At 33.8% G+C, this 11,002-nt stretch carries 14 protein-coding genes and 1 pseudogene; 2 read left to right on the top strand and 13 right to left on the bottom strand.

Annotated elements, in window-relative coordinates; all coding sequences use genetic code 11:
* Nucleotides 1-12: 12 nt before the first annotated feature.
* The 9 genes from A3EM_RS0125425 to A3EM_RS0125380 form a co-directional block, all read right to left on the bottom strand.
* Nucleotides 13-591 (bottom strand): outer membrane beta-barrel protein, encoded by a 579-nt coding sequence (locus tag A3EM_RS0125425; protein WP_020531067.1) that lies wholly within the window; start codon nt 589-591, stop codon nt 13-15.
* Between the two features lie 119 nt (nt 592-710).
* The gene (locus tag A3EM_RS43665) at nt 711-2,153 is read right to left on the bottom strand and encodes a hypothetical protein (RefSeq protein WP_020531066.1); all 1,443 of its coding nucleotides are present in this window, start codon (nt 2,151-2,153) and stop codon (nt 711-713) included.
* Between the two features lie 44 nt (nt 2,154-2,197).
* Nucleotides 2,198-2,437, bottom strand: a complete 240-nt coding sequence (locus A3EM_RS0125415) for a hypothetical protein (RefSeq protein WP_020531065.1) — start codon at nt 2,435-2,437, stop codon at nt 2,198-2,200.
* Nucleotides 2,438-2,660: 223 nt separating this feature from the next.
* Nucleotides 2,661-3,122, bottom strand: a complete 462-nt coding sequence (locus tag A3EM_RS0125405; protein ID WP_020531063.1) for a hypothetical protein — start codon at nt 3,120-3,122, stop codon at nt 2,661-2,663.
* Nucleotides 3,112-3,474: a hypothetical protein gene (locus A3EM_RS0125400; protein WP_020531062.1), complete on the bottom strand. Its 363-nt coding sequence runs from the start codon at nt 3,472-3,474 to the stop codon at nt 3,112-3,114. Before A3EM_RS0125400 ends, A3EM_RS0125405 begins: the two co-directional genes overlap by 11 nt.
* 21 nt (nt 3,475-3,495) lie before the next feature.
* Nucleotides 3,496-3,999 carry a hypothetical protein gene (locus A3EM_RS0125395; protein WP_020531061.1) on the bottom strand — a complete coding sequence of 168 codons (504 nt, stop codon included), beginning with the start codon at nt 3,997-3,999 and terminating at the stop codon, nt 3,496-3,498.
* The gene (locus tag A3EM_RS0125390) at nt 3,978-4,691 is read right to left on the bottom strand and encodes a hypothetical protein (protein WP_020531060.1); all 714 of its coding nucleotides are present in this window, start codon (nt 4,689-4,691) and stop codon (nt 3,978-3,980) included. Before A3EM_RS0125390 ends, A3EM_RS0125395 begins: the two co-directional genes overlap by 22 nt.
* A 154-nt stretch (nt 4,692-4,845) precedes the next feature.
* Complete coding sequence (locus A3EM_RS0125385; RefSeq protein WP_020531059.1) at nt 4,846-5,481, bottom strand: hypothetical protein; 636 nt, start codon at nt 5,479-5,481, stop codon at nt 4,846-4,848.
* A gap of 107 nt (nt 5,482-5,588) precedes the next feature.
* The gene (locus tag A3EM_RS0125380) at nt 5,589-6,458 is read right to left on the bottom strand and encodes a hypothetical protein (protein ID WP_020531058.1); all 870 of its coding nucleotides are present in this window, start codon (nt 6,456-6,458) and stop codon (nt 5,589-5,591) included.
* 194 nt (nt 6,459-6,652) lie between these two features.
* Here A3EM_RS0125380 and A3EM_RS46255 point away from each other — a divergent pair, with 194 nt between their 5' ends.
* Nucleotides 6,653-6,982, top strand: coding sequence for a helix-turn-helix domain-containing protein (locus A3EM_RS46255; RefSeq protein WP_020531056.1), 330 nt, complete (start codon nt 6,653-6,655; stop codon nt 6,980-6,982).
* 17 nt (nt 6,983-6,999) lie between these two features.
* On the opposite strand, the gene A3EM_RS0125365 is transcribed toward A3EM_RS46255, so the two are convergent.
* The 3 genes from A3EM_RS0125365 to A3EM_RS47710 form a co-directional block, all read right to left on the bottom strand.
* Nucleotides 7,000-7,914, bottom strand: coding sequence for a hypothetical protein (locus A3EM_RS0125365; RefSeq protein WP_020531055.1), 915 nt, complete (start codon nt 7,912-7,914; stop codon nt 7,000-7,002).
* 7 nt (nt 7,915-7,921) lie between these two features.
* Nucleotides 7,922-8,125 (bottom strand): hypothetical protein, encoded by a 204-nt coding sequence (locus A3EM_RS0125360; RefSeq protein WP_020531054.1) that lies wholly within the window; start codon nt 8,123-8,125, stop codon nt 7,922-7,924.
* 1,443 nt (nt 8,126-9,568) lie between these two features.
* Nucleotides 9,569-9,931: a hypothetical protein gene (locus A3EM_RS47710; protein WP_157638080.1), complete on the bottom strand. Its 363-nt coding sequence runs from the start codon at nt 9,929-9,931 to the stop codon at nt 9,569-9,571.
* Between the two features lie 18 nt (nt 9,932-9,949).
* Here A3EM_RS47710 and A3EM_RS0125350 point away from each other — a divergent pair, with 18 nt between their 5' ends.
* A complete protein-coding gene (locus A3EM_RS0125350) occupies nt 9,950-10,402 on the top strand; it encodes a JAB domain-containing protein (protein ID WP_020531052.1) in 453 nt (150 codons plus the stop codon).
* Between the two features lie 124 nt (nt 10,403-10,526).
* On the opposite strand, the pseudogene A3EM_RS0125345 reads toward A3EM_RS0125350, so the two are convergent.
* Nucleotides 10,527-10,910, bottom strand: a pseudogene (locus A3EM_RS0125345) (tetratricopeptide repeat protein); the annotation flags it as partial.
* Nucleotides 10,911-11,002: the final 92 nt, after the last annotated feature.

The raw sequence follows: 11,002 nt of genomic DNA, 5'->3' as shown, positions 1-11,002 counted from the left end.
GCGATTGGCAAACTAGAATTTTATTCCAAGCCCAATACCTAAACCTGTATTCAGATTAGTCTGATAAACATTATCCATATCCAGAAATCCCTGTCGGCAAAATCCTTCTACAAAAAGGGCTTTTGATACTTTGTACCGCAGCTTGATCATCAATAAAATATCAAAATCACTGGTTTCATACTGCGCTTCAAAATGCTCTTTAATTTCGGTAGCCTCCTGATTCAATAAGGTGGTAAAATGCAATCCTCCACTAAATTCTACCCGTGAGGAAGCATTGTAATAAAAATCTCCACCAAGGGAAAGCCCATCCTGGCTCAATTCATAGGTTTCAAGATTTCCGTTTTCTCCCTGTTTGCTTACCTGGCTTCCCAATTCACTGTAAGTAATCATGGGCCTGATGCCCCATTCATCTGTTTCAGTCATGGAAATACGGTAGCCGGCATTCACATAAAAGGTCGGTTTATAGTCTGGATTATCAAACCCGATCATCTTATTTCCCGCATATCCCCCTCCTATTTCAATCTGACCATAGGCATTGATAAATAACAACTGGAATAAAAATAAAATAACAACGAGTCTAATTTTTTCCATCTTTTTATAGGTTAAAAAATGATTGTTAAAAATTTAAATACAACAAACTCTATACAAAAAACATTTTTATTTTTTAAATTCCTATAAAATTTCGTGAAACACAGAAAAAAGTTCGTGAACTAAACATGTAAAGTCTCTTTTTTCCTCCTTTTATATGCTTTTTGCCTACACTTTGAAGAACAATATTCTTTTTTATCAGTGAGGTTATGTAATGGTTTTCCACATACCTTACAGGATTTTTCTGCCACTTCCCCATTACCTACAAACTCATAGCTGGCTGCTCTTTTGATCTCCGGAACCCTCTCCAATAATTCCTGTACAGTCTGTTCTTCTTCAATTTCCTCCAATTCACTTTCCAGCTCCTGCAATTGCACTTTATACTGCAATTCCTTCCTTCTCATTTCCAGTTCCTGAATTTTCGATTTCAATGCACAGGCCACTTTATCTGCTTCATAAGCTGTCTGAAGCTGAAGTTTACTCAGGCTGGATTGATGCTCAATTGCAGAAAGTTTCAGTTCATGGTCTACCAGAAACTCGGTTTGTTTAGCAGCTGTTTCATTGCAGGCTCTTTCCACCTGCAACAGACATTCCGCACTACTCAAAATGTAATTGGAGACGATTTTGAAAGCAAAAGCCTTGTACTGGTCGAATTGCAAAATATTGATCATGATACTGATGAGGATTAATCCCAGCGTCCAGTAATTGACAAGGTGTGTAACCACCTGGATAGCCTCTGATAAGATAGATTCGTACTGTCCTTTTTGCTCTTGATGTTCCATATCTGAAGCAATGAGTTGTTCCTTCTTTTCATTTCTCAGAAAACTCAAAGTAGCCAATTCCTCTTTCCGCAATTCCTCCAGACTTCTTTCCAATGTAGTGATTTTGGTATCTCGTTCTTTTCGGAAATTGGCTTTTTTCCAGTCATAACTGGTACCGGAAATTTTCCGGGCATAGTCCTTTTTGGTCTGATCAAGCTGGTTTTTGAGACTTTCCTTTTCCTCCTTAAAGTAAGTTTGCTGATCTTGTATATTTTGATCAAAAGTATTTAATATTTTGTCCTTCTTTTCCACCAGCGATTGAGGTTTGAGTTTTTCATCTACATTATTTCGCACATAGGAATATCCTCCGGACTGGGACAATTTCCATGAACCCAAAATGCCAATCGCACAGATAATGGACAGGGTAAATACCTGAACAATTTTGATGATTAAAAAAGATTTATACTTTGTTATTTTGACCACTTTTGCCTTTATTTCCTTATCTGCCACTGTAAGAATAATAGCAGTTAAAATCAGGAAAAGGGAATTACTGGTAAATAAAGTCAGCGGATCCAAAATGAAAACCAGTACGTTCATGAACCAGTGCAAATACGGAATATCATATTCCAGCGCACTGATAGCCTTCAGATTGGTGGAGATAGACAGGCAAATGATCAGGGGAATGGTAAAATAAAAAATCAAACATCCGGCAACCGAACTAATGTTGTTGCTATTCCAATGCGGCAACAATAATTTAAGCAGGACAGGCTTACGCCTACCCACAAAAAATGCAGGGAATTTCATGGTAAAAATGGTTTTTTAATAAGAAATATTTCAAACCTGACAAGTCAGGATTTGTTTCGTAAACGCTTATAATAAAATCTATCTAACCCCTTTTCATATTCTTCAACTACCTCTGGAAATTCTATTCTTATCTTATTTTCTTCATCTCTAATTTGAGCAACAAGTTCAGGTCCTATAGTTGCATTTCCTAAAAACTCCCACCCTAATTGATGACACAATTTTGGTAAAATTTCAGCTTTTGATACATATTCAATTCTTATCTCTTGCCAATATTTCTCTGACAAATCCTTTCCATAAAGAAGATATTCAATAATTTACTAACCTCCAATAAATGCCAAGATTCTAAAAGAATCACGTTTTTACAATTTTCAATATCCTCTTTGGCATACCAATTAATTATTACTGCAGATGCTCTAATTACATGGTTAAATGATGCATCAATTGGGTGTGGAGGCATAATTTAATATCTTTTAGTTTACTTATTTTTAAATTTTCGGTTTCATCCATTCAATGATTATTAATCTCATCTAATACTTCTAAAGCTAAAAATCCATCTGTTTTTCCAATTCCTTTTTTATGCTGGGATATTTCATAATTACTTGTCACGTCATTCAGGTAATTCAATTTTACCAATAAAGTTCTATCCCTGTTAAATTCTACTTCAAAATCAAAGAATATTTTATCTTCAGTCAGAATCGTTCCATAATCACTATAACGGCTCTCATTTTCATTAAAATCATTATAGCTAAATTGATAGTCATCATCTTCATTATATGCAAAGACCATCATTTTTTCAGTGTTTATTCCCTTTTGAGCTAAAAAATCTGAAAAGCATTTTGGAACTCCTTTTTTTCTCCAATACTCTGCAGTAGTTTTAATTCTAATTTTTCTTAAAAAAATTTGTTCCTGCACATTTAAATGGCTTTTCCTTTTTAATCTTTCAATATCAAAATTCTCTTCATTTTCCATTTTTCCGCTTACAAGTTTCAACAAATTTGAGAAATGAAAGTCTGTATCCACATTCCGGGCAAAATTTATCTTTCCTTAATGCTTTATCTGAGATCTCCTTAATAAAATTGAAATCCTGGATTCCTATCTTCGTTCCGGGGGGAAATCCAAAATAAGTCGGATCAAATGACCCAAAATCAACCTCACAAAAATTACAGAGTATTAGCCGTTGCCCAAAATACAATTCATACTCCGCATACTTGTGTTCCTTATAATGGTCCAGCTCAAAATCATCACCCCCACATTCCATACACGGAGTCACTTCTTTGAATTCTAAAGCTGAATAACACAAGGGGCAAAAAGTTTCTTTCATGAATTAGTAAATATATTACTATTAATTTTTTCCAATCGCTACCATTTTAAATTCATTATGATCTAAACCCTCAGTTTCACCAATGTACTCAAATGTCATGTACACCTGGTTCTTAAGTTTTAGTGAAACCAGTCCTATCGGGTTTGTTTTTTTAATGAAGTCAAGTTTCCTTTTATTTAAATATTCGATGGTTTCCATCAAATTAGGAGCCTTTTTTCCATTTTTAAAAATCCACCAATCCTGAATTTTAATACTCTTTCCTCCATCAAACTCAGGAACATAATCATTAAAAATTCCAGATACTTTTAATCCATCATCAAAATGCAATTCAAAATTTCCGTATTTCCATATTCTAGAAGTTTCTGGTGTATCACCATTTAACCAATCTTCTGGAGGAAAGAAATTTTTTTCAAGTTCAGGTTTACTCATACCCAACTTAACAAAACCAAACTTTCCTGTTTTAATAAATTCAGTAAAATTGAGATCTAAGTGTAATGTCTTTATCATAACATTTTCTTTTTCCACTTTTTATATTCCTTTTCCAAATGTTCTTTAAGCTGATTTCCAGAGTGACCTCCAGTTAAAGGCTCGGCATCAATCAAACTTAAAATCATTTCCTGTATTGAAAAGTTTTTTAATTCCCATTCGGAATCAACAACTTCCTGCAACGACATCTCACTTAACTTTTTTTTAATCCTCTTAAGCAGAATTAAACTCTCATCAAGCCAGCTTTCATAAATTTCAAGAATAGTTTTATTTTCAATCTTCTCAAATCTACCGTCACAATCAAAGAAAATTAATCCTTCTCTTTCTTTTCCATTTACGATTAAACATTTTTCCATTCCACAACCATAATCAAATAGCTTAATGTAGCCTGAAATTTCATCCAGTTCTACCATATCGAAACCTATTTTCTTTGGATCTTCCCAATTTCTAAGAAGTTCTTTGGTTCCAATGTACGGAGGTTTAATATTTTTCAAAGTCAAAGGTTCCAAACCGTAACCACAACCCGCACCTCCATTTCCCAAATATCTAAGGATTTCTCGATACTCTTTGGTAAGAATAATTCCATTCTCCGCTTCCAAATGCCTTATTTCCTCTTCTGAAAGGGTTGAATTGAATTCATATTTATGCCGACTAGAACCAAAAATGGAGTATCTCTTATCAAGACTTTTTAGTTCTTTAAGCTTTTCTTTTATGGTATTAATTCTCTCCATTTGCGAAAAATTCTAATCTTATATTTACCTTTCTAAAATTCCCAAACTACTTATCTTAATTCAGGTAATTTGATTATTAATATTTGTCCCATTTATTGATAAGTCAAATCCTCCAATAATAACATTAATTAAAACCGAAATACAGCGCTATTTCCTATTGAAAACTATTCCAGATGTTATACAACTCTTTTAGTTCTTCCTCATTTAAATACTTATCAAAAAGTTTACAATATTCAAAGTAGGCCATACAATCACCAAACTTTAGATATTGTGATTGGGGAATATTTCTTTTTAGTAAGGTTTTTTTTAATAATTCAGCTCTTTTTTTTTCATCAAGATTAATAATTTCATCGATTTGATTTATTTCAGCAATTGATAGCCTCCTTGATAATAACTGGTTTTTTTTAAGTCTACTCCAATCTTTTCTTGCACTCATCCCTTGATGAACATTTCTAAATCGTCCTTTTTCTAAAGCAAATTTTAATGAATCTTTTCTGATAAAATTTAGTGAATTCTTTTCCAATTTATACCAAAACTCTTCAATATCTACCCCTACACTTTCATTCCAATAGGTAAAATAGGGGTCAACTAAAGACTTTAGACCAGCGGAATTCAGATTTTGGTCCTTTATTAATTCTTTAATATTGCTGACGTACCATTCATCACTATTTTTAAAAGCTTCTTTTGTTTTTGCATCAATCACTTCGGATTTAGCCATTATTTTGCTTCCAATCTCAATTACATGGAGAAAATCAGTTGCTTTCCTTTTTGTTGTTTCCTTTAATGGCATTTTTTAAGAGGTTACATAATCCACTATAAGATCAGGACTTAAAATTTTTTGATTTACTCATACTTTCAATATTTGGATCATAGTCAAATCCTAATTTCGTTGCTTCTTTATTTCTTAAATGTTAGCAGCTCTTTATTCCTATCTCGCCTTCTTTTCCAATTTAAAAAGGAGCAGACTAATCTATTTTTTCCAAAAATTCCTAAACGCTTTTTTAACTTTAATTCTTGATAATGATCAGGTACAAAATCTTTCTTTAATTCTTCAAGGTATGAAATAGCCAACTCTTTATTTTCATGTGAGAAAGAAGTAAATTTATCTGGAAGCGCTAACTTTATATGGTACCTCAAATCAGTGTCATGGTTAGACAAAAATTCTTCAATCAAAAGTTTTCTTCTCTTAGCCAAGAGTCGGTTCGTAATTTTCTCGCATTCTAGAACTTTAAGTTCTTCCATTTCAAAATGAGAGTCTGTATCCCAATCATAGTCTCCATAATAATTACCATTCCATTTAGATAAATAACCTTTTGTCTCCAAAGGGCCATTTCTATTACTTACATAAACCAAAGGAGACCTCGCCCAATAATAAGCATTGCAGACACCAATTTTTATAGGTTTATTACCCTCTAAAAATCTCTTATCAAGTAACTCAAAAACTTTCTCAAAACCGAAAACCCTTAAACAAGGATTAATAAATTTCCGATTAAAACTTGGGTCAGGTTCATCAATTGCAGCATTTATAAATGGTTCTAATAATTGTTCAGGAATATTTTCTTGGAGAGCAAATAAGTTTGCTACAAACCATTTATAATCATTGTTTTTGAGGTACTCTGTAAAACAATTAATGTCCTTATCATTCCAAATTTTATTTGATTCTCTGATTTCATAAACAATTTCAGGAAAACTAAATATTCCATCAGCTCGAATTTCTCCTCGTTTCAATTGATCATTCCACTTATTATATAATTCCTTTACTGTCATTTTCCATGTATTACAATAAAATTATAAAAAAGGTCCATTCATCAAAACTGAAATACAGTACAATTATAACCATAATTCCTTTAATAAAAAATGCAAAACAGTTTTATTTTTCAGTTTTTAACTGAATTACAGTATTTAATCACTGAATTATAGCCCTCTGAAATGAAATACAGTATTATTTTCTAAATTTGATCATGGATTTTCAGGAAGAAATTGAACATATTTTATCCACGATTAAAAACAAGAGAAAGGCTTTGGGCATTACCCAAAAACAAATGGCAGAGCATATCAGCTTGTCTCAAAATGCTTATAAGGATATCGAGATTGGAAAGACTAAACTGACTTTGGTCCATCTGTTTAAAATTCTGGAAATCCTGAAAATTGATTTCTCCGAATTGTCACTGAAAACCATCACTTCGGAAACTCCCGAAGATGAAGAGGACATCAAAAAACTACTGATTCAGCAGACCAAAGAAAATCGGGAAATCAAAGCCATGCTCAAAAAGCTACTGGATAAATCTTAAGCGATTTCCCCACTCCTCTAGCAAAACTCAATATTATACTTCACCTTCCCCATTCGGTCTTTGCCTTCTTTTATGCTTTTCACCAAATCCAGTTTCTTCGCCAGATCAAATGCTTTTTGAATAGTAGGTTTGATGTGTTTGTGATTTTTGTTATCAATCAGTTTTTGCAATTTCATCAACTTGAAAACCGTATCGTAACTATATTCTACAGTGTTATTTTTAGTACAGTGCTTCGCCTGATACAGACATTTGATGAACAATTCCACCTGGGCATTGGGTCGGCCGGTAGAAAACTTCCTGATCTTCTTATTGATATCCCCCGGTAAATGGAAATAAGATTCCTTTTCAAAATTAAAGAAACAACCTTCCACCGTAATTTTCAGCTTATTGGGATTTTTGCCATCCACCTCATGGACCTGCACCAGGTGGGAAATGGAAATACTGGCATTTTTAATCAGTACATACTTTTTCTGATTCAGCCCAAACAAAGCCTCTTTTACCAAAGTCCTCAATTTTCCCTTCGAATTCCCTACCCCCATCATCTGGTACAGATCCGATAAATCCAGTTCGAAATAAGCCCGGTTAATCTGATCAAAATAAACCAGTTCATTTTTGGCTTTGGCATACTGGGCAAGCGCCACAATTGCAGTAATCACCCGAACCTCACTGGAAGTGATATCCTTGGAAATCTGCTTGAGCAATTGCTTGGGTAATTTTTCCTCAATCTCGTTGGGTAAATAGATGTAGTATTTCTCCTGCCCTGTTTGTTCTACATGCAGAATATCATCAATGGTATTATTGACCTTCGACAAAATCATGGGATTCATCTCTCCATCTTTATTCAATAAGTTGAGATGTTTGTTCTTGGTCAGTTGCTGTCCCGTCTCGATATTTAACAACCGATTGGAATAAATAAATTTACCCGTTGTCATAATCCATCTATTTGTTTATTACCTTAATTATTCTTTCCAGCTCTACGCCTGTGAAGGCTGTATTCTTCATCTTCCGATGAAATGATGTAATAGAAATTCCCGATTCCCTTGCTACATACGATCCTGACAGGCCATAAAACTTTAAAGTTTGAGGTAAGTCTTTTTGGATTTTTATAAATTCCCTTACGGAGTTCTCCGGAATTCTAGACATATATTAAAAAATGTTTCTTGCCAAATATGAAATGAATTCTTTCAAAAAACAAGTTTATATGAATAGAAATTTACGGTAGTTTTAACACCTGGTGTCACTTTTTACTACCAGGGTGTCACCTTTTACTACCAGTGGTTCACCTTTTACTACTCAGGGTTCACCTTTTACTACCCAGGTGTCACTTCTTACTACCTTAAAATTCATAAATAGCTGATAATCAAATTTTAGTGTGCTTTGTTACAAATGTATAACTTTTATAAATTATAGAACTACTATAATTTATAGAGCAAGATTAAATTTTTTTGAGAAAAATATTAATCTCTCAAAAAGAAACTCAATAATACGGATTATAAAATTTTATTAGGTGAAAATTCCATTCTCAGTATTTTTTCGAAAGTTACAGATATCCATTTGTAAATCAGCAGGTTATCCGTTTTTATTAAAAAAGGCAAACAACCGATCGAATAGGTGTCACCTTTTACTACCTAAGAGATATAAATACCTGTTTTACAGTAAAATATGAGGTGAAAATTGAGTAAAAAAAGATTCCTCAGTATCCGTTGTAGTATAATTAAGTGTCACCTTTTACTACTAACTACATTTAAAATATTGATTTACAGGGATTTATAATTACTTCTTTCCAGCAAAAATAGTAAAACTCGACCGGCTATTGATCAAAAGGGTGTCACCTTTTACTACTAACAAGCATATAACTCATTGATTTACAGTATAATAAGCATTATTCATTCAATAAGATTTTCCTTTGGATGGGAAATTCAGGTGTCACTTTTTACTACTAAATATCTATAAGTAGCTGATAAACAGTTAAATATGTGTTTTTATTAATAGGTTAAAATTGCACTGTAATGCATATTTTCAACGGAAAGGTGTCACCTTTTACTACTATTTATTGTTAAAATATTGATAACCAATAATTTATACTTATAAAATAAGTAATTCTAACTAGATTTTGGTGTCACCTTTTACTACCAATTGATGCCTAAATCATTGTAAAACAATCAAATAACCATAATGGGCAGTAGTAAAAGGTTAAGGTTTTACTACCAAAGTGTCACCTTTTACTACCAGTATATTTTTAAGTTATTGATAAACAGTAAGTTAATAAAAACCTACTCACCAGTTTTCCCTCTTAAATTGATGTTTTGATAACCAGGGTGTCACCTTTTACTACTTTTTAATTGTAGTAATATGATCTGGCAAAACTGACCCTAATGTCAATGACCTTCAAGTAATACTTTTACTACCAGGGTGTCACCTTTTACTACCAGTAATTTCCTTAAAAACAGCCTGAATTTTTTTTTGATTTTTTTTAAAATTTTTTCAGAAAGTTTTCATCCACCCCGGTTTTTTGGGAAAAATTGGAGCACCACAAGAGAAATTCCTTCTCCCCGATGGACAAATTTTGCGTTCCATTGCCAACTTTCAGGTATGCTTCGCCTGCTGAAAATTGGCAATGGAACAACCATTCATTATAGTATTTGGGCAAAGTTCAGTTTTTTGGCTGGTATGTCCCCTACTGCCATGCGCAGCTCCAGCCCCATTCCACCCTGCGAACTGCAAAAGACTGCCTGTTTTTATCCAAACACAAGTGTTTTTTATGATGGAGAAAACTATCCCCACAGTTTCAGCCTGAAGTGGCAACTGGTCTGATGCTTCCCTCTGTAGGAATTTAACACTTTGCCAGCTCCTGAATGAAAATTCCCCCAAGATAAAAACACGCTTCCTTTTGCACTTAACCAGCCAAAAAACTGAGGAGGAGAAGCCAAAACTAAAATTTCTCTTCACTTTTAAATCTTATGAATTATGGAATTTTCAAATCAAATTGCCGAGGTAAAAGTTTCTTACAAGCCCAATGTACCCACAAGCAAATTACCCAAAATAGCCTGTTCCAAGGATGCCTACTATCTTTTAAAGGCAAATTGGGATATGGACAGAATTGGCTTTGTGGAAGATTTTAAAATTATATTACTCAACCGGGCCAACAAGGTAATGGGAATTTTCCATGCTTTTAGCGGAGGAGCATCCGGAGTAGTAGCCGATCCCAAAGTGATATTTGCAACAGCATTGAAGGCTGGCAGTTGTGGGATCCTGGCCGCTCATAATCACCCATCTGGAAACCTAAAACCAAGTCATCAGGATATTCAGCTTACCAATAAGCTCAAGGAAGCAGGTAAATTTTTAGATCTTCCATTACTCGATCACCTGATTTTAACGGAGGAGTCGTATTATTCCTTCGCAGACGAAGGGATGCTCTGAATTAAAATTAAAGGTTGCCCCGGTAGCCTTTTTTTTGTGGATGAAGGGAAAGCCAGGCAAGCACAAAAAAAAACCTGATCAATATACTTAATCAGGTTTTCGATATTTAATTTACGATTGATAATTATCTTGGGTTATTTTTTTGAGTTAGAATTTTTTCAACTCCATCTAACCAGTTTTTGCAATTCTTAGTTGTTGGATGATCTACACCTAGGTTATTTACAAAAATAGGATAGGCGGTGGCAATCATTTTTTTGGCTTTTTCAGGAAGTTTTAAATCAATATAAACACTGCCCAAATTCCACATCCTTATTGCCACTGTAGGATGCTTGTCCCCAAAGTTATTCTGATCAGAGTCTAAAGCTTTTTCTAAGAGTTGAGCGGCCTTGTTATACTCCCCCAAGTCCTTATACACAGTTGCCAGGTTGGACATACTTACTGCCACATTAGGATGATTCTCCCCAAAGTTATTCTGATCAGAGTCTAAAGCTATTTCTAAGAGTTGAGCGGCCTTGTTATACTACCCCAAGTCCTTATACACAGTTGCCAGGTTGGACATACTTACTGCCACATTAGGATGATTCTCCCCAAAGTTATTCT

It is taken from the genome of Flexithrix dorotheae DSM 6795 (assembly GCF_000379765.1).
Lineage (GTDB): Bacteria > Bacteroidota > Bacteroidia > Cytophagales > Flammeovirgaceae > Flexithrix > Flexithrix dorotheae.
This window is presented reverse-complemented; position numbering and strand designations above follow the sequence as displayed.

What these genes read in the sequence shown, in the direction of transcription:
- A3EM_RS0125425 (WP_020531067.1), bottom strand. Translation starts at nt 591, where the DNA reads ATGGAAAAAATTAGACTCGTTGTTATTTTATTTTTATTCCAGTTGTTA.
- A3EM_RS43665 (WP_020531066.1), bottom strand. Translation starts at nt 2,153, where the DNA reads ATGAAATTCCCTGCATTTTTTGTGGGTAGGCGTAAGCCTGTCCTGCTT.
- A3EM_RS0125405 (WP_020531063.1), bottom strand. Translation starts at nt 3,122, where the DNA reads ATGGAAAATGAAGAGAATTTTGATATTGAAAGATTAAAAAGGAAAAGC.
- A3EM_RS0125400 (WP_020531062.1), bottom strand. Translation starts at nt 3,474, where the DNA reads ATGAAAGAAACTTTTTGCCCCTTGTGTTATTCAGCTTTAGAATTCAAA.
- A3EM_RS0125390 (WP_020531060.1), bottom strand. Translation starts at nt 4,691, where the DNA reads ATGGAGAGAATTAATACCATAAAAGAAAAGCTTAAAGAACTAAAAAGT.
- A3EM_RS0125385 (WP_020531059.1), bottom strand. Translation starts at nt 5,481, where the DNA reads ATGCCATTAAAGGAAACAACAAAAAGGAAAGCAACTGATTTTCTCCAT.
- A3EM_RS0125380 (WP_020531058.1), bottom strand. Translation starts at nt 6,458, where the DNA reads ATGACAGTAAAGGAATTATATAATAAGTGGAATGATCAATTGAAACGA.
- A3EM_RS46255 (WP_020531056.1), top strand. Translation starts at nt 6,653, where the DNA reads ATGGATTTTCAGGAAGAAATTGAACATATTTTATCCACGATTAAAAAC.
- A3EM_RS0125365 (WP_020531055.1), bottom strand. Translation starts at nt 7,914, where the DNA reads ATGACAACGGGTAAATTTATTTATTCCAATCGGTTGTTAAATATCGAG.
- A3EM_RS0125360 (WP_020531054.1), bottom strand. Translation starts at nt 8,125, where the DNA reads ATGTCTAGAATTCCGGAGAACTCCGTAAGGGAATTTATAAAAATCCAA.
- A3EM_RS0125350 (WP_020531052.1), top strand. Translation starts at nt 9,950, where the DNA reads ATGGAATTTTCAAATCAAATTGCCGAGGTAAAAGTTTCTTACAAGCCC.